Origin of the sequence: Streptomyces sp. NPDC050704 (genome assembly GCF_040654355.1) — a bacterium.
GTDB lineage: Bacteria > Actinomycetota > Actinomycetes > Streptomycetales > Streptomycetaceae > Streptomyces.
In genome coordinates this window covers 145430-161751 of sequence record NZ_JBFAHW010000013.1, presented here as the reverse complement: position 1 = coordinate 161751, position 16322 = coordinate 145430, and the positions used below count along the sequence as shown (strand labels likewise).

At 72.2% G+C, this 16322-nt stretch carries 17 protein-coding genes; 4 read left to right on the top strand and 13 right to left on the bottom strand.

Going from position 1 to position 16322, the window contains the following annotated elements:
• From AB0I18_RS10345 to AB0I18_RS10335, 3 genes are all read right to left on the bottom strand, one after another.
• The coding region (locus tag AB0I18_RS10345; protein ID WP_363104988.1) for a glycosyltransferase family 4 protein at positions 1–952 on the bottom strand (952 nt) is incomplete at its 3' end.
• A 23-nt stretch (positions 953–975) separates the two neighbouring features.
• Positions 976–1374 (bottom strand): 6-carboxytetrahydropterin synthase, encoded by a 399-nt coding sequence (locus AB0I18_RS10340; protein ID WP_363104976.1) that lies wholly within the window; start codon positions 1372–1374, stop codon positions 976–978.
• A gap of 236 nt (positions 1375–1610) precedes the next feature.
• Entirely contained in the window at positions 1611–2594 is a 984-nt protein-coding gene (locus AB0I18_RS10335; RefSeq protein WP_363104975.1) for a zinc-binding alcohol dehydrogenase, read from the bottom strand.
• A gap of 144 nt (positions 2595–2738) precedes the next feature.
• On the opposite strand from AB0I18_RS10335, the gene AB0I18_RS10330 reads away from it, so the two are divergent.
• The gene (locus AB0I18_RS10330) at positions 2739–3566 is read left to right on the top strand and encodes a CDP-alcohol phosphatidyltransferase family protein (RefSeq protein ID WP_363104974.1); all 828 of its coding nucleotides are present in this window, start codon (positions 2739–2741) and stop codon (positions 3564–3566) included.
• Between the two features lie 43 nt (positions 3567–3609).
• On the opposite strand, the gene AB0I18_RS10325 is transcribed toward AB0I18_RS10330, so the two are convergent.
• Positions 3610–4485 (bottom strand): oxidoreductase, encoded by an 876-nt coding sequence (locus tag AB0I18_RS10325; RefSeq protein ID WP_363104973.1) that lies wholly within the window; start codon positions 4483–4485, stop codon positions 3610–3612.
• A 147-nt stretch (positions 4486–4632) separates the two neighbouring features.
• On the opposite strand from AB0I18_RS10325, the gene AB0I18_RS10320 reads away from it, so the two are divergent.
• On the top strand, positions 4633–5538 hold the full coding sequence (locus tag AB0I18_RS10320) for a helix-turn-helix transcriptional regulator (protein ID WP_363104972.1): 906 nt from the start codon (positions 4633–4635) through the stop codon (positions 5536–5538).
• A gap of 13 nt (positions 5539–5551) precedes the next feature.
• On the opposite strand, the gene AB0I18_RS10315 is transcribed toward AB0I18_RS10320, so the two are convergent.
• Both AB0I18_RS10315 and AB0I18_RS10310 read right to left on the bottom strand, forming a co-directional pair.
• Positions 5552–8146, bottom strand: a complete 2595-nt coding sequence (locus tag AB0I18_RS10315) for an FtsX-like permease family protein (protein WP_363104971.1) — start codon at positions 8144–8146, stop codon at positions 5552–5554.
• Positions 8146–8922, bottom strand: a complete 777-nt coding sequence (locus tag AB0I18_RS10310) for an ABC transporter ATP-binding protein (protein ID WP_363104970.1) — start codon at positions 8920–8922, stop codon at positions 8146–8148. Before AB0I18_RS10310 ends, AB0I18_RS10315 begins: the two co-directional genes overlap by 1 nt.
• A 327-nt stretch (positions 8923–9249) precedes the next feature.
• Between AB0I18_RS10310 and AB0I18_RS10305 the strand changes: the two genes are divergently transcribed.
• Positions 9250–10572, top strand: coding sequence for a sensor histidine kinase (locus tag AB0I18_RS10305; RefSeq protein ID WP_363104969.1), 1323 nt, complete (start codon positions 9250–9252; stop codon positions 10570–10572).
• Entirely contained in the window at positions 10541–11209 is a 669-nt protein-coding gene (locus tag AB0I18_RS10300) for a response regulator transcription factor (protein ID WP_363104968.1), read from the top strand. The genes AB0I18_RS10305 and AB0I18_RS10300 overlap by 32 nt, the downstream gene beginning before the upstream one ends.
• Positions 11210–11245: 36 nt before the next feature.
• Here the strand turns inward: AB0I18_RS10300 and AB0I18_RS10295 are convergent, their stop codons facing one another.
• The 7 genes from AB0I18_RS10295 to AB0I18_RS10265 all read right to left on the bottom strand — a co-directional run bounded on the left by AB0I18_RS10295 (position 11246) and on the right by AB0I18_RS10265 (position 16281).
• Positions 11246–11734 carry a hypothetical protein gene (locus tag AB0I18_RS10295; RefSeq protein WP_363104967.1) on the bottom strand — a complete coding sequence of 163 codons (489 nt, stop codon included), beginning with the start codon at positions 11732–11734 and terminating at the stop codon, positions 11246–11248.
• A gap of 154 nt (positions 11735–11888) precedes the next feature.
• On the bottom strand, positions 11889–12272 hold the full coding sequence (locus tag AB0I18_RS10290; RefSeq protein WP_363104966.1) for an STAS domain-containing protein: 384 nt from the start codon (positions 12270–12272) through the stop codon (positions 11889–11891).
• Between the two features lie 219 nt (positions 12273–12491).
• A complete protein-coding gene (locus tag AB0I18_RS10285; protein ID WP_363104965.1) occupies positions 12492–13223 on the bottom strand; it encodes a GAF and ANTAR domain-containing protein in 732 nt (243 codons plus the stop codon).
• Positions 13220–14071: a GAF and ANTAR domain-containing protein gene (locus AB0I18_RS10280; protein ID WP_363104964.1), complete on the bottom strand. Its 852-nt coding sequence runs from the start codon at positions 14069–14071 to the stop codon at positions 13220–13222. Before AB0I18_RS10280 ends, AB0I18_RS10285 begins: the two co-directional genes overlap by 4 nt.
• A gap of 243 nt (positions 14072–14314) precedes the next feature.
• Positions 14315–15061: a dienelactone hydrolase family protein gene (locus tag AB0I18_RS10275; RefSeq protein ID WP_363104987.1), complete on the bottom strand. Its 747-nt coding sequence runs from the start codon at positions 15059–15061 to the stop codon at positions 14315–14317.
• An 80-nt stretch (positions 15062–15141) separates the two neighbouring features.
• Positions 15142–15795, bottom strand: coding sequence for a phosphoribosyltransferase family protein (locus AB0I18_RS10270; RefSeq protein ID WP_363104963.1), 654 nt, complete (start codon positions 15793–15795; stop codon positions 15142–15144).
• 219 nt (positions 15796–16014) lie between these two features.
• Positions 16015–16281, bottom strand: a complete 267-nt coding sequence (locus tag AB0I18_RS10265; RefSeq protein WP_363104962.1) for a GlsB/YeaQ/YmgE family stress response membrane protein — start codon at positions 16279–16281, stop codon at positions 16015–16017.
• Between the last annotated feature and the right edge of the window lie 41 nt (positions 16282–16322).

Here is a 16322-nt window from a genome sequence, read left to right as displayed (position 1 = left end):
CAGACAGATCAGGCAAAAACGAAGTGCTCTTCCGTCGTGCACCGGACAGGCATGAGGCGAGTACGGGAGGCGGCAGCCCGACGGCCTCGGGGAGCCCGCCGACGTCGGTGGCGAGAACCGGGATGCCACGGGCCAGCGCCTCGGTGACGGCCATGCCGTACGTCTCGGCGTACGAGGTGAGGACCATCAGGTCGGCGGACGCGTAGCTGGCGTCGAGGTCGGCACCGGACTTGGGGCCGGCGAGGTGCAGCCGGTCGCCGAGGCCGTGCTGGTCGATCAGGGCCCGGAGCCGGGTCACGTATTCGGGGTCATGGGTGAGACCGCCGACGAAGACGCAGCTCCAGGGCAGCTCGGTGACGGTGGCGAGGGCCTCGACCAGGCGGTGCTGGCCCTTGCGCGGGGTGACCGCGGCGACGCACAGCAGCCGCGAGACACCGTCGGTGCCGGGGGCGAGGGGCGCGATGTCGGCGCCGGGCGCGGCGACATGGACCCGGTCGGGCGCGAGCCCGTGGTGGGCCACGAGTCTGCGGGCCGCCCACTCGCTGGTGGCCACGACGGCGGGCACGGCACGCAGGGTGCGGCGCTCGCGGGCGTCCAGGTCGGCGGCCAGCGCGGGCGTGAGTCCCGTCTCGTCGCCGAGCGGCAGGTGCACGAGGACGACCAGCCGCAGCCGTTCGGCCTCCGGGATGATGATCTCGGGGACGGCGCAGGCGACGATTCCGTCGAGCAGTACGACGGTGCCGTCGGCCAGTTCACCGAGGGTGCGGGCCAGTTCCGCGCGGGCCGGGGCGCCGGGCGTCGGCCAGCTGCCGGAGACGGCGTGCTTGTGGACCTGCCAGCCGAAGCCGGGGAGATCGAGGCTCACCCGGGCGTCGTACGTGTTGCCGCCGCTGGGCCTGGTCAGGTCGTCCACTCCGCCGGGCATCACGAAGTGCATGGCGCGCAGGGACATGGGGATGATGTCGGCGTGCTTGTTCACAGGCCACGCTCGTAACTCGCCCAGGCGATGTGCGACTCGTGCAGGGTGACGGCGATGCCGGCCAGTCCGCGGGCGCCCTCGCCCAGTGCTCCCTTGTGCACGCGCTCGGCGAGGCGGTCGGCGATGACCTTGGCCAGGAACTCCGTCGAGGTGTTGGTGTCGGCGAAGTCGGGCTCGTTGTCGAGATTGCGGTAGTTCAACTCGGCCACCAACTCTCCGAGTTCCCGAGTGGCCAGTCCGATGTCGACGACGATGTTGTCGTCGTCCAGCTCGGCGCGGCGGAACGTGGCGTCCACGAGGAACGTCGCTCCGTGCAGGCGCTGCGCGGGGCCGAAGACCTCGCCGCGGAAGCTGTGGGCGATCATCAGGTGATCGCGGACGGTGATGCTGAACAACGGACGACCCTCCAGGTGCGGTGCGTCTGACCCCTCTTGCCGGGGCGTGCCGTGTAGTACGGCCGGTCTGTTCTCCGTGTTCAGGGGGTTCGGTCGGAGTTTCTGTCGGGTTCGATCCGCTGGGTGGGGCGGAGTGGGGTCGGTGAGGGGGCTGAGGTGAAGTGAGTGCGTTGTTGACTGCGGGTAGTGGGGGCTGGGCGCGCAGTTCCCCGCGCCCCTATAGGGGGCTGCGCCCCCTATTGCTCGGTGTCGTAGCGCACCAGGTGGCACAGCGCGGTCGTGTTGCCCTCGGTCAGGTCTGCCATCGTTCGCGGCAGGTCCTCGAAGGTGCACTCGCCTGTGAGCAAGGCGTCGAAGGCTGGGTCGGCGAGGAGGTCCAGGGAGAGGGCGAGGCGGTCGGCGTAGGTGCGGCGGGCGCTCCGGGCCGGGGAGACGGTGCCTACCTGGCTGCTGCGTATGACCAGGCGGCGGGAGTGGAAGGCCTCGCCGAGCGGCAGGCTGACCTGGCGGTCGCCGTACCAGCTCAGTTCGAGGACGGTCCCCTCCGGGGCGAGGAGTTCGAGGGAGCGGGCGAGTCCGGCCTCGGTGGCGCTGGCGTGGACGACGAGGTCGCAGTCTCCGGCGGCGTCCGCGGGGAGCGCGAAGTCGACGCCGAGGGCTCGGGCGATGTCCGCGCGCGCCGGGTTGGCGTCGACCAGCTGGACGCGGACGGCGGGGTACCGGGCGAGGAGCGCGGCGACACCGGCGCCGACCATTCCGGCGCCGACCACGGCGATCCGGTCGCCGAGCAGCGGGGCCGCGTCCCACAGGGCGTTGACGGCGGTCTCCACGGTTCCGGCCAGGACGGCGCGCGAGGCGGGCACGGTCTCGGGTACGGGGGTCACGGCGCTCACCGGGACGACGTACCGGGTCTGGTGCGGATAGAGGCAGAAGACGGTCCGTCCGAGGAGTTCCGGGGGCCCCTCCTCCACCATTCCCACGTTGAGGTAGCCGTACTTGACCGGACCGGGGAACTCGCCCTCCTGGAAGGGTGCGCGCATGGCCGTGTGCTGGCTCTCGGGCACGCCGCCGCGGAAGACGAGCGTCTCTGTCCCCCTGCTCACCCCTGAGAAAAGTGTTCGCACCTGCACCTCCCCCTCGGCGGGTTCCGGCAGGTCGACGTCCCTTATCTCGGCGTGGCCGGGAGAGCGGAGCCAGAAGGCGCGGGCGGAGCGGTCCATTCGGCGTCCTCCTGAGTGATCCCTGTGAAGGGGCTGAGCGAATCAGCTGAACGGTCGGGCGGCGAGGCACGTACCGACCTTTGCGAAGTCGCGCACAAGGTACGCGGCAATGATCGACTCTGTCACCTGGCCGGAGGATGTGCGGTGGCCCTGAACAACACGTACGACGCGAGGCTCTTGCAGCAGGAGACGGCTGTGGGGGCGGGCGTGCAAGTCCTTCTGCTGGCCGTGCTCGGCACGGCGATCGGCATGGGACCTGCGGGCTGGCTGACGGGGCTGGCGTTCGCGCTTGCCACGTGGGCCGTGCTCTCGCGGGCACTGCACCGCTCCCGGACCCGCTCCTTCGGCCCGGCGAACCGCGTCACCCTTGGCCGGGCGACCCTCGTCGGCGGTGTGACGGCACTCGTCGCGGACTCCTTCCAGAGCCCGCCCCCGATCACGCTCCTGGTCGCTCTCACCGCGGTCGCCCTGATCCTGGACGCGGTCGACGGCAAGGTCGCCCGCCGCACGGGCTCCTCCACCGCGCTGGGCGCCCGCTTCGACATGGAGGTCGACGCCTTCCTGATCCTGGTGCTCAGCGTGTACGTCGCCACGTCCCTGGGACCCTGGGTCCTCCTGATCGGCGGCATGCGCTACGCCTTCGTGGCGGCGGCCAAGGTCCTCCCCTGGCTGAACGGCTCCCTGCCGCCGAGCGCCGCCCGCAAGACGGTGGCCGCCCTGCAGGGCGTCATGCTGCTCCTTGCGGGCTCGGGAATCCTCCCGTACGCGATGACGTTCGGGGTCGTCGCGCTCGCGCTGGCGCTGCTGATGTGGTCGTTCGGCCGGGACATCGGGTGGCTGTGGCGGGTCAGGGACCGCGGGGAGACGGGCTCCGCAGGCCGTCAGGACGACGCCGGCCGGGAGTGTGCCGACGCCGCCGCTCACGAGGTACCGCGGTTGCGGCCCACGTCAGGAGTGGGCGCCGCCCGATGACGCGGGCGGCCGACGCCGACAGGCGGGCGGCCGCCGCTTCCGGTCAGCGGCCGATGGTGTCGAGTTCCGCGATCGCGTCGGCCGGCAGCACCAGGTCCGCGGCGGCGATGTTCTCCCGCAGGTGGGTGCGCGACGAAGTGCCGGGGATGAGGGCGATGGCGGGCGAGCGCTGCAGCAGCCAGGCCAGTGCCACCTGTTGGGGTGAGGCGTCCAGGCGGGCGGCGACGTCGGTCAGGATCCGGGACTGCAGCGGGGAGAAGCCGCCCAGGGGGAAGAACGGGGTGAAGGCGATGTTCTGTGCCGCGCACCGCTCGACGAGGGCGTCGTCCTGGCGGTTGGCCAGGTTGTAGAGGTTCTGCACCGTGACGACCGGCGCGATGGCCTGCGCCTCGGTCAGCTGGGCGGCGGAGACGGCACTGAGTCCGAGGTGGCGGATCAGGCCTTCCTTCCGCAGCTCGGCCAGCGCGCCGAACATGTCGCCGAGCGGCTCCTCGTCCGTTCCCCCCTCGTTGGTGCCGAGGCGCAGGTTCACCACGTCGAGCGTGTCCACGCCGAGGTGCTGGAGGTTCTCGTGGACCTGGGCCTTGAGGTCCTCGGGGTCCCGTGAGAGGTTCCAGCCGCCGTCGTCGCCGCGACGGCAGCCGACCTTGGTCACGATGCGCAGGTCGGCGGGGTAGGGGTGCAGGGCTTCCCTGATGAGTTCGTTGACGACGGCGGGCCCGTAGAAGTCACTGGTGTCGATGTGCGTGATGCCCCGCTCGACCACCTCGCGCAGCACCGCGACGGCTTCGTCCCGGTCCTTGGGCGGCCCGAACACGTTGGGGCCCGCGAGCTGCATGGTTCCGTATCCCATGCGGGTGAGGGTCAGATCGTCGGCGAGGGTGAGAGTTCCGCCGGAGACGGTGTTGGTGTCAGTCATGGTGTGGGGTGCCTTTCGCTGCGTACCGGTGCGGACGGTTCGTCCGCTGCCGACTCTGCGCGTGCTCGACCGCGCCCGGCAGTACCCCGCTGTTCCTGGGAGTGACAGGGACAGTCACCCGCGCCGATACGGACCTACGGTTGGGGCATGGACGGTACGAACGCTCTCGGCGAGTTTCTGCGCGCCCGCCGTGCCCTGGTGCGGCCCCAGGACGCCGGAATCCGCGGCGGCGGGCTGCGGCGCGTACCGGGACTGCGCCGCGAGGAGGTCGCGATGCTCGCCGGGATCAGCGCCGACTACTACCTGCGCCTGGAGCAGGGCCGCGACCGCAACCCCTCGCTCCAGGTCCTCGAAGCCCTGGCCGACGTCCTGAACCTGGACGCGGACGCCACCGCGCATCTGATCGGCCTGACCCGGGCGCGCCCCTCCCTGGCTCGCCGGAAGCCCCGCTCCGCGGACCGTGGACGGGCCGCACGAAAACCCGAGCCCGTGCCGCCCGGCATCCTCCAGCTCATCGACGGCTGGACGAGCAATCCCGCCTACGTCGAGAACAGGTTCAGCGATGTGCTCGCGGCCAACGCGCTGGCGAGGGCCCTGTCCCCGAAATTCACCCCCGGCACCAACATCCTGCGTGCCGTCTTCCTCGACGACACCGAACGGGAACTGCTCCGGAACTGGGAGGAACTGACCGAGGCGGGGATCGCGGCTCTGCGGGCCAACGTCGGGCCCGACGTCGACGACCCCCGCCTGGTGGAACTCGTGGGCGAGCTCTCCGTACGCAGTGAGCGCTTCCGCCACCTGTGGGGCCGGCACGACGTACGGCCCAAGCATCCGCGGGTCAGCCGGCTGCGCCATCCGAAGGTCGGCGACATCGAGCTTCAGTCCAACAAGATGGACATCCGCGGCACGGACGGCCTGATCCTGAAGGTCTTCCACGCCGAACCGGGCAGCCGCGACGCCGAACTGCTGGGCATATTGGGGAGCCTGGCGGCGTCCGACGAAGGCCGGAACCCGACCGGCTCCGACGAACACCAGGCCGCCGACGAGCAGTGACCGGCCGTCACCGTCATTCCCTCGCGCCGATCGCCTCGACCGGGCGGATTCTCAGCAGGAGCCGTGTCGGCACCATCGTGCCCGCGACCGCCAGGACCGCCGTCGCCCCCGCGATCGCCAGATAGCCGAGACCGGGCACGGCCGGGACCGGTGAGCCGCTCAGCGCCAGGGAGACGAGGATCAGCGGGAACGCGGACAGCAGCGTCCCGATGCCGATCCCCGCCACGATGACGATGACGCTCTCCCGGCGCATCATCCCGACGACCTGACCGCGGGCCGTACCGGACAGCCGCAGCAGCGCGAACTCCCGGCGCCGGGCGCCCGTGCTCATCGCCAGTGTGTTGACGACGGTGATCGCCGTGTACGCGATGATCAGGCCGACCACCAGGTAGTTGACCCAGGCGTTGGCCCGCTGTTCCGTCAGCTGGTCGTCGACGGCGAGCCCGTCCCGGAGCACGGTGCCCGGGTAGGCCGCCGCCACGTCGGCCAGGGCCTCGGGAAGGCCGGCCGCCGAGGGGGCGGAGCGTACGAGTACGGACTCGTCGGCCTTCGCCGTGGTGTGGGCGAGCAGCAGATCGTGCTCCAGGGTCAGGTCGGCGAACCCGAAGCCGCGTTCGTAGACGGCGACGACCCTGCCCCGGAACGGGGTGCCGTCGCCCAGGTGCAGTCGGGCGGTGTCGCCGACGCCGAGGTCGAGCCAGGAGGCCGCTGTAGTACTGATCGCCACCGTCGTGGGTGACAGCTCCTTCAGGTCCCCCTCGGTCGGCCGCAGGTCGAGGGTGGTGCCGAGCGCCCCGGGATCCACCCCCTGCGCACTGAGCGAGACGGCATCCTCCGTGCCCAGCATCCTGCCCACCGCGACGGCCTTGGACTTCACGAGTCCGGTGGCCGACTCCACCTGCTTCAGTTCCCCGACCTTCCGGGCCACCTCGGGCGACACCCCGTTCGGCGCCGTGAGGACGTGGTCGGCGACCAGGCCGGCCCGCAGCTGGTCGGCGGACTCACGGAGCCCGGTGGTCTGGGCGAAGACCACGGTCGACGCGAAGGAGACGGCGAGCACGAGGGGGGTGATCGCGCCGGCCAGCCTGCCCACGTTGGCCCGGGTGTTGGCGGCCGCCAGATAGCCGGTGACGCCGGTCCTGTTCAGCAGCGGACCGAGGAGGCGTACGGCGGATTCGGCGACCAGCGGGCCGAGGACCGCGACGGCGATCACGAGGACGAGTACGAGGGAGTTGGCGAGCCCGACGAGGGTGAAGAAGTCGGCGTCCTGCGCGAGGCCGGTGACGAAGACGCCCGCCGAAAGGACCAGCAGCACGGCGCCGGTGATCCTGCGTCCGCGGCCGAGCCCGGGGGACTCCACGGCGGCCTCGCCGAGAGCTTCCGTAGGCCGGATCCTGGTCGCGCGCAGGGCGGCGCACAGGACCGCGACCAGCGCGGTCAGGACGGTCACGAGCACCGCCGCGAGGAAGGGCAGCGGGCTGACGGCAAGCCCGAAGCCGGCCGGCACGATGCCCTGTCCGGCGAACCGGTCGCGGAGCCAGTACACGAGGACCAGGCCGACCGGGCAGCCGAGCACCCCGGCGAGCAGCCCGGTGGCAGCGGCCTCCGCGGCGACCATGCGGCGGATCTGGCCGGGTGTGGTGCCGATCGCGCGCAGCAGGGCGATCTCCCGGCGGCGGTGCCGGATGGACAGCGAGGTCGTGGCGAACAGCACGAAGACGGCGATGAGCAGGACGTTGCCGCCGACCGCGGCCGCAAGGACCACGAGGTTGGAGCCGCTGACGGCGACGTCGAGGAACTCCGCCCGCCCGCGTCCCTCCCCCGTGTGCACGGCGAGGGTGTCGTCGTCGAGCGCCGACTCGATGCGGTCGGCCAGTCGCCCGGGTGACGTGCCGGGGTCGGCGAGGACTCCGAAGGCGTATACGGAGGGCGTCAGTTGGCGCATGGCCGCGTCGGACACGAACGCCACCGGCCGGCGGGGCGACCGGCCGTCCGTCAGTTCGACGAGTCCGGCGACCTCGAAGGCGCGGGGTACCGAGGTGGTCATCAGGCGGACTTCGTCGCCGGGGCGTACGCCCGCCCGTTCCGCGATCCCGGTGTCCAGGACGACCTCTCCGGACGCGCGCGGCGCGTGTCCGGCGGTCAGTCGGAAGTCGCCGAGGCGGCGGCTCGACCAGTTGTGCGCCTCGGGCGCCGTGCCGTGCCGTCCCGCCACCGGCTGCCCGTTCCCGTTCCCGTTCCCGTCCCCGTCTCCGTCTCCGGCAATCAGCCGCACCGGCGCTCCCGCGTCCGCGATCACCGAGCGCACACCGTCGACGCCGGTGATCCGGTCGGCCAACGGGGCGCGCAGCGGCACGCGTTCGGGCAGTGGCTGCGACTGTTTGAGCGTCGAGCCGTCCAGGTCCTTCAGGGTCAGTTCCACTTCCTGCCGGCCCGTGACGACGACGTCTGCCGCCGCGTACCGCTCGGGCGAGGAGCCGGCCCGTATACCGGATTCCAGGAGGACACCGCAGGCGCCGAGGACGGCGGCGCCCAGCAGCAGCGCGACGAACGTACCGGCGAAACCGCCCTTTCGGGCCCTGAGCGTCCGCAGGGCGAGAGTCAGCATCAGGCGGCCCTCCGCAGGCCGGACAGCACATGCGCGACGCGGTCCGCGTTCGGTGCGTGCATCTCGTCGACGATGCGTCCCGCGCTGAGGAAGATCGCGTGGTCGGTGTGCGCCGCGGCCATCGGGTCGTGCGTGACCATGACCACCGTCTGGTGCAGATCGGTGACCGCCTGCCGCAGCAGGCCCAGGATGTCCCGGGCGGTCTCCGGATCGAGGGCCCCGGTCGGCTCGTCGGCGAAGATCACCTCGGGCCGGGTGACCAGGGCGCGCGCGATCGCCACCCGCTGCTGCTGACCGCCGGACAGCTGTGCGGGGAAGCGGGAGAGCCGCTCGCCCAGGCCGATGGTGGTCAGGATGTGGTCGAGCCAGCCCGCGTCGGCCTGCCGGCCGGCCAGCCGCAGGGGCAGCGTGATGTTCTGCTCCACGGTGAGGGAGGGGAGCAGGTTGAACGCCTGGAAGACGAAGCCGATACGGGTGCGCCGCAGCTCCGTGAGCCGCTTCTCCCTGAGCCTCGACAGGTCCTGCGCGCCGAGGCGGACCTCGCCCGAGGTGGGCCTGTCGAGTCCGGCCGCGCAGTGCAGGAACGTGCTCTTGCCCGACCCCGAAGGGCCCATCACCGCCGTGAAGGTGCCGGGTTCGATGCCCGCGCCGACCTTGTCAAGCGCCAGGACGGCCGTCGGGCCCTCGCCGAACCGCTTGGTCACGTCCGTCAGTTGCACGGCGTACCTGCCTTTGACGGCGGACACGTCCGGTTGTTGGCCCCAGGACCGCACCATGACTCCTCGACTCCTCGACGCTTCGACGCCTCGTAGGGCATTTCCGTGATCGCCCCGTACGGCATTCCGTGATCGGATTCCGTGCTGCCTCAAGTGCATCGGCGACGGCGGGTCATGGCCTCGGCCGCACAGTCGAACCCTCGCCTCCACCGGCCGGGCGAGACCCCGCGCGGTCTCCGCCGTACGGAGGAGGGGAAGGCGCCCCTGACCTGGCGCTCGCCGCGGGCTCCTCCTCCCTGCGGAGGATGCCTTCACGAAGGAGGCGGCCGCCCTCTTTCAGCCCCAGGGCAGATCGACGGACCCGGCGATCCGTCTACCGTGGGGTCCATGACCCTGGACTCGTTCGCGGGGCGCCGCGTACCCCCCGCAGTGACCGACGCGGGTCTGGCCCTGTTGCTCGCCGCCGGGCTGCTGGCCGTGTCCGAGGCGATGCCGCCCGGCGGACCCGAACTGCGCGCTGCTGACGCCCGGTTCGTCGTGCTCACCCTGCTCGCCGCGCTGCCCCTGACCGTCCACCGCCTCTTTCCGCTGCCCGCCCTGCTGGTGACGGCGGGGGCCGTGAGCGTCCTCCACGGGTTCCACTACGTTCCGCCGCTCTCCGGTCCCGAGAGCACCTCCATCGGGCCGACCTACCTGGGCGTGGCCACGGCCGTGTTCCTCACCGCCGTGCGCGGCGCGCCCAGGACCGCCACCCTGGTGGTGACCGTGCTCATCCCGGTGGCGTCCGTCACCGAAGCCGCGCTCGCCCCGCCCGGCCACCGGATCACGACACTGCTGACCGAGGCGGTGATCCTCGTTGCCGCGTGGGCCCTGGGCCGGCTCCACCGGGCGCGCGCCGCCATCCGGAACCAGGCCGCGGAGCGGGCAGTCGCGCTCGAACGCGAGCAGGTCGCCAACGCGCGCGCCGCCGTCATGGAGGAGCGGGCCCGGATCGCCCGCGAGCTCCACGACATCGTCGCGCACAACGTCAGTCTGATGGTCGTCCAGACCATCGCCGCCGACCGGATCCAGGACCGCGACGGCGACAAGGCCCACGAGCTGCACGGCACCATCGAGGAGACCGGCCGGGCCACGGTCACCGAGCTGCGCCAGATGCTGGACGTCCTGCGGACCGACGAGGGGGCGGAGACCGACCCGAACAAGGAGCCGCCGCAGCCCACCATCGAGGCGCTGCCCGCGCTGGTGGAGTCGGTGCGCGCGGCCGGCGTCCAGGTGGACTTCACCACCACCGGCTCCCCCGCCGAGCTGCCCGCGGGCTCCCACCTCACCGTCTACCGGGTCGTGCAGGAGGCCCTCACCAACACGCTCAAGCACGCGGGCCACACCCGTACCGCGCTCACGGTCGCCTGGGAGCCGGACCGGCACCGGCTCACCGTCCGGCTCTGCGACGACGGCCCCCGGCCGGACGAGGAGACGCCCCGGCCCCCTGCCCCGGCCGACGGCTCGGGCCACGGCCTGGTCGGCATGCGGGAGCGGATCAGCGCCGTGGGCGGCACCCTCCACACCGGCGCCCGCCCCGGTGGCGGCTACTGCGTCCACGCCGTCGTACCCGTCCCCGAAACCGATGCGCACCACTCACACCGCCCGCACCGCTCACACCACGAAGGGCACTCCCCGTATGCAAGCGATCCGCGTCCTGCTGGTCGATGACCAGCCCATGATCCGGACGGGATTCCGGCTCATCATCGAGGCCGAGCCGGACATCACGGTCGTCGGCGAGGCGTCGGACGGCATCACCGCCGTCGAGAGTGCCCGGGAGTTGTGCCCCGACATCGTCCTGATGGACATCCGCATGCCGAACATGGACGGCGTGGAGGCCACCCGCCGCATCGCCGAGACGGGATCACCGAGCCGCGTCGTCGTCCTGACCACCTTCGACCTGGACGCACACGTGGTGGACGCGCTGCGCGCCGGAGCCAGCGGTTTCCTGGTCAAGGACGGGCCCGCCGACTCCCTCGTGGACGCCATCCGCACGGTCGCCGCCGGTGACGCCGTGCTCTCGCCCCGGGTCACCCACCGCCTGCTGGACCGCTTCACCCACCTCGCCGCCCCCGAGACGCCGACCGTGCCGTCCCGTCTCGACGCCCTCACCGGCCGCGAACTCGACGTCCTGCGCGCCCTCACCCGCGGACTGTCCAATGCGGAGATCGCGCTCGAACTCGGCGTGGGCGAGACCACGGTCAAGACGCATGTCGCCCACATCCTGGAGAAGTACCGGCTGCGGGACCGGGTGCAGGCCGTCATCCTGGCGTACGACAGCGGTCTGGTCGTCCCGCGCACGCGATGAGGGGCGCACCCCGAGGCACTGAACGGTGACCCGGCTCTACGACTGGTCCGCCACCGGGCTGCGCGGGCCGGCCCCACGTTCACGGATCGCGGGCGCCTGCTCGGTCCGTGGCCGCCGCAGCGGGACGCGGTGACCGACGAGCGTGGGGCGGGTCAGCGCCAGGAACCAGGTGTCGGCCCAGACATCGAGGCCGCGGACCGCGGCCAGGCGCCGGCACTCACGGACGTCGTCGAGACCGACGACCCAGCGCGGCCGGGCGATGGCGGTGACGCTGTGCACCTCCCGCAGGGAGCCGGCCAGGTCGTCGGTCTGCAGCACGACGAGCCTGCGCGGCGAGACCACCGTGGCGAGGGCCCGGGCCACCGGGCTCGACTCGCCCAGGAGCGCGACGGGCTCGCCGTCGAAGTGGATCAGGCCGACCGGCTCGATGTACGGCAGTCCGCGGCGGGCGATCGCCAGCCGGGCGGCCTGCGTGCGGCTCAGGACCTCGCGGCACTCCGGCTCGGTCAGGTGACTGCGGTCCACGCTTCGTCCCTCCGGCAGTGTCCTGGTCGGATCGCATCCAGGAGGAGGCGCCTGCCGGGGTCCGGGGCCTGGCGCTCCCGGGCCGGCGCACCGGCCGACGGGGGCTCCTCCCACTCTCGTACGGACCTCGGGTGTCGGCAAGTCGCCGGGGCTGTCAGGCGGGAATGCTGTGCCCGGAGGAGGCGTCGAGAGGGGGCGGCGGTTCGTCGAGGAGGGTGAAGGCACGGTCGAGGCGGGTGACACGAAGTACGTGCCGCACCCCGGCGCAGGCACCGACGAGCCGCAGTGTGGATCCGTTCGCGGTCGCCCGGTTCCTCAGCCTGATCAGCAGGCGCAGGCCGCCGGCGTCCAGGAAGGTCACCTGGCGCAGGTCCACGATCACGTGCGGGCGGGGCCGGGGTCGGTCGAGCAGCACCGCCAGGCGCGGGGACAGCTCCTGGTCCGCCCAGGCGTCGAGTTCACCCCGCGGTTCGAGCACAAGGGTCTCTCCCACCACACGGTGGTGCAGGCCGAATGTGAAGTAGTGATGGGTGCCCATGGCCCACCTCGGTGGTCTCCTCCAGGAAACGACGGCTACGGAACGACGCGGCAGTCGCGCGCCGTGGACGCCACCGAGGTCCGGGGTGGTACCGAAGCGATATTCGTATCGTGCCCGCTCAGGGCACGTCTGTACCCCTTTTTGCGGTGCTTTCTTCCCCGCTCTTCGGGCGCACCCGCCCGCCCAGTGGCACCCCGCGCGTCGAGGCGGGAGCGGGCGTCACCGCAGAGCGCCGAGCACCAGGTCCGGATCGAGGGTGCGGCGTACGACGGCCTGGGCGGTCTCGGTGAGCCGGCCGCCGTCACCGGTGGAGTAGGCGTGCAGCGCGCGCAGGGCCTGCGCCGGATCGAGCCTGCCGTGCTCGGCGAGCATGCCCTGGGCCATCTCGACGGTCGCCTTGGCGGCCATCGCCGCCTGGACCTGGGTGAGGATGTCCGCGGGCCTGGCCGGGATCGGGCTCCAGTTGACCAGCGCCACGGCGGCCACGTCGGCGAGCGCCTGGGCCAGCCGGAGGTCGGCCGGGGACAGGCCGCCCGGCGTGGTGAGCAGCAGGTTGACCGCGCCGATCGTGTGGTTGTTGACGCGCAGCGGCAGGGCGTGCGCGGCGCGGTAACCGGTCCGCATGGCCAGCGGCGTGAGCAGGGGCCAGCGGTCGCCCGCCTCGGCCAGGTCGGGGGCGTCCACGGGACGACGAGTGCGGTAGCAGTCCAGGCAGGGACCCTCGCCGGTCTGCAGCTGGAACAGCTCGACCAGAGCCGCCCCCTGGTCGGAGACGGACATCGTGCGCAGGGCCCCCCGGGCGGTGGCCACCATGATGCCGACCGCGTCCGCGCCGACGATCTCGACGCAGTGCCCGACCAGGCGGTCCATGAGGACCACCGGGTCGAAGCCGTCGGCAAGGGTGTCGGTCAACCCGACGAATGCCTCGGCGAGTTGCTCTTCGCGGGTCATGACCGGTCACCGTCTCCTTCGTCTCCGCCGAGCCGACCGTGGTCCTGGGACGCGTCATCGGCTTCCGGCCGGAAACGCAGAACACGGGCGAGGACATCCTGTGCCACTTCCGTCACGGTCCGTCCTTGGGTGAAGGCTCGTGCCCGGAGACGGTCAAGGGCCTGCTGGGGGTCGACTCCCAGCTGGACCATGACCATGCCGACGGCTTGGTGCACTTCCGTGTGGTCGGCTTCGGCGGCGTCTACCCATGACGCTACTCCTGCTCCGTTCGCGCGATCGTGGCCGTCGCCCCCCGAATGCAGGTTCAGCACCGCGAAGGTGACCGCGTCCCGGGTCAGCAGGGCCAGCCGCAGGTCCCGGTCGGACAGCGGTCCCGTGGTGTCGCGGTACAGGTCGAGCGTGCCGACCGCAAGGACGCTGGTGCCCAGGGGCAGCGAGAACACGGCCCGGACACCCAGGGCGAGGGCCTGCTGGGCGAAGACGGGCCAGCGCCGGGCGTCCGGGCCCTGGGTCAGGTCCGCGGCCAGCACCGGCGCCACTCTGTCCAGGGCGTTCTGGCACGGCCCGTCCCCGAGCGTGTACTGGGCTTCCGCGAGCCGTGCGGCGGTGCGGTCACTGGCGCACCACAGCGCCCGTACGCTGCTGCCGGCGGCCGCGATGGAGATCGAGGCGCCGCTGACCGGGAGCAGGTCCGTACACGCCCGGCAGAGCAGCGCGGGCACCTCCTGGGCGCTCGCCCTCGCCGCGGCGGCGGTGAAGGTGTCGGTGACACGACGCCGGTCATGCGCCTCGGAGGAGTCAGCGGGGTCCGGCATCTCGTGGTCGCCGCCGCCGTACTCGGGCCGCATGCGCATCGCCTCCGCCCGGTCGCGCACCGTTGCCAGACATGATCCACCAAGACCGCCCGTCGCCGCAGCCCGGACGGGCCGGCGTCATCGGCCCGGACTCGGTGAAGTACACGATTGCACAGTGCCACCTTCCACAGTGCCCGCTCCTGGCCGCCTCACCCCCTCTTGGCGTGTGCCGGGACTTCGGGCCCTCTCGGCGTGTGCCGGGACTTCGGGCGTGTGCCGGGACTCCGCGGCCGGCCGTCAGCCGGGGGTACGACGGTTGTCGGCGTCGGCGTCGACGAGTGACCGGGAGGGTGCCGAGGCGACTGCCGTCTGCCAGTCCTCCTCCGTGACCTCTCGCGCGAACCGCAGCCGGTCCCCGATCCATGCCCTGGCCGTCTCGGCGACCCGCTTCAGCGCGCCCGGTTCCTCGAACAGATGGGTCGCGCCCGGCACCACGCGCAGCGAGTGCGGGGCCCTCAACCGCCGGGCCGCCTCCTGGTTCAGGCGCAGCACCTCCGGGTCCCGGCCACCGACGACGAGCAGCACCGGGGCGCGTACGCGGGTCAGCGCCGCACCCGCGAGATCGGGCCGTCCGCCCCGGGACACGACGGTCAGCACACGGCCCGGCCGCTCGGCGGCTGCCACCAGGGCCGCGGCCGCGCCGGTGCTGGCGCCGAACAGAGCGACCGGGAGTCCCCGGGTGCCGGGCTGTGCCCCCAGCCAGTCGATCGCCGCCACCAGGCGGCGGCCCAGCAGTGGGATGTCGAAGCGGTGCTCGGCCGTCAGCGCGTCCCGCTGCTCCTCCCGCTCGGTGAGCAGGTCCATCAGCAGGGTGCCGAGCCCGGTGGCGCACAACTCGGCGGCGACCATCCGGTTGCGCGGGCTGTGCCGGGAGCTGCCGCTGCCGTGCGCGAACAGCACCACCGCCGGCGTCGACGTCGGCGCGACGAGGTCACCGGCGAGTTCCTCGCCTTCGGCGGGTACGAGAACCGTCTCGGAGATCATCGGCGTCATCTTCTTCCTCGGGTTCTTGCTCCGGTTCTTCCTCCGGCTTCGCGGCCGTGTGGCTGGATTGCGTCACCCGCTCAGGTCGCGGGCCGCACTCCGTGCAGTGCCGCGGTGACCTCACCGTCCGAGACCTGCTCGAAGTCGGCGTACCACCGCCCCACGGAGGCCAGGTTCCGAGGCTGGTGCAGACAGATCACGTCGTCGGCCTCGGTGCGCATCGCGTCGACCGTGTCGGGCGCCCCGACCGGGACCGCCAGAACCAGCCGGGCCGGATCCTGGCGGCGCAGGTGCCGGAGTGCGGCCCGGGCCGTGACACCGGTGGCCAGTCCGTCGTCGACGAGGAGCACGCTGCGGCCGGCCACGCGAGGCGCCGGGCGGCCCTTGCGGTAGAGCCGCTCGCGCCGGTGCAACTCCAGCCGCTCCCGGGCGATCTCGGGCCCCAGCTTGTCCTCGGAGAGGTGCATCGCCTGGAGGGCCAGGCGGTCGAACACCGGCGGATCGTCCCCCACGATCGCTCCGATGCCGAGGTCCGGGTTGCCGGGCACGCCGATCTTGCGCGCGACCAGGACATCCAGCGGGATGTGCAGGGCACCGGCGACCTCGGCCGCGACCGGTACCCCGCCCCGGGGCAGGGCGAGCACGAGGGTGCCGGTGAGATCCCTGTCCCCGGCCCATTCAAGGAGTCGTACGGCGAGTTCCTGTCCTGCGTGCCGACGGTTGTCGAAGAACACGGGCTTCGTCCTTTCCCTGCCGACCCGTGCCGTTCTTGCCGTCCTCGCCTTGCCGCGCGGCTCGCAAGGAACGGCGCGAGCATGATGCGGTCACCCCTTCGGGTACCCCGCGCACGCGCCGTGATGTCCACGCCGGGCCGGCCCTCCACGGCTGGCCGTGCGCGGTGACCGTGGAGGGCGTTGATCACTGTGGCTGATCGCTGTGACGGGCAGCGCCCGTCAACGGCGGCGCAGCTTCACCCGGTCCAGCGCGGCGACGCCGAAGCCGGCGAGCGCGATCTGGAAGATCCACTCGACCCAGTCGACGCCGTCCGTGTCGGCCACGTCGAAGGCCGACGCGATGGCCGAGCCCACGAAGGCCGCCACGATTCCGACCACGATCGTCCACAGAATGCCGATGCGCTGGCGTCCCGGGACGACAAGCCTGCCGAGCACGCCGATGATGATGCCGATCACGATCGCGCTGATGACGCCTGAGATCTCCATGGTTCCTCGCTTCGCCGCGGGTTCGCCACGTGGTTGTGCGG

Excerpts from the sequence above, each read along its gene's own strand:
- AB0I18_RS10335 (WP_363104975.1), bottom strand. The coding sequence starts at position 2,594 with ATGGACCGCTCCGCCCGCGCCTTCTGGCTCCGCTCTCCCGGCCACGCC.
- AB0I18_RS10325 (WP_363104973.1), bottom strand. The coding sequence starts at position 4,485 with ATGACTGACACCAACACCGTCTCCGGCGGAACTCTCACCCTCGCCGAC.
- AB0I18_RS10320 (WP_363104972.1), top strand. The coding sequence starts at position 4,633 with ATGGACGGTACGAACGCTCTCGGCGAGTTTCTGCGCGCCCGCCGTGCC.
- AB0I18_RS10315 (WP_363104971.1), bottom strand. The coding sequence starts at position 8,146 with ATGCTGACTCTCGCCCTGCGGACGCTCAGGGCCCGAAAGGGCGGTTTC.
- AB0I18_RS10310 (WP_363104970.1), bottom strand. The coding sequence starts at position 8,922 with ATGGTGCGGTCCTGGGGCCAACAACCGGACGTGTCCGCCGTCAAAGGC.
- AB0I18_RS10305 (WP_363104969.1), top strand. The coding sequence starts at position 9,250 with ATGACCCTGGACTCGTTCGCGGGGCGCCGCGTACCCCCCGCAGTGACC.
- AB0I18_RS10300 (WP_363104968.1), top strand. The coding sequence starts at position 10,541 with ATGCAAGCGATCCGCGTCCTGCTGGTCGATGACCAGCCCATGATCCGG.
- AB0I18_RS10290 (WP_363104966.1), bottom strand. The coding sequence starts at position 12,272 with ATGGGCACCCATCACTACTTCACATTCGGCCTGCACCACCGTGTGGTG.
- AB0I18_RS10285 (WP_363104965.1), bottom strand. The coding sequence starts at position 13,223 with ATGACCCGCGAAGAGCAACTCGCCGAGGCATTCGTCGGGTTGACCGAC.
- AB0I18_RS10280 (WP_363104964.1), bottom strand. The coding sequence starts at position 14,071 with ATGCGGCCCGAGTACGGCGGCGGCGACCACGAGATGCCGGACCCCGCT.
- AB0I18_RS10275 (WP_363104987.1), bottom strand. The coding sequence starts at position 15,061 with ATGATCTCCGAGACGGTTCTCGTACCCGCCGAAGGCGAGGAACTCGCC.
- AB0I18_RS10265 (WP_363104962.1), bottom strand. The coding sequence starts at position 16,281 with ATGGAGATCTCAGGCGTCATCAGCGCGATCGTGATCGGCATCATCATC.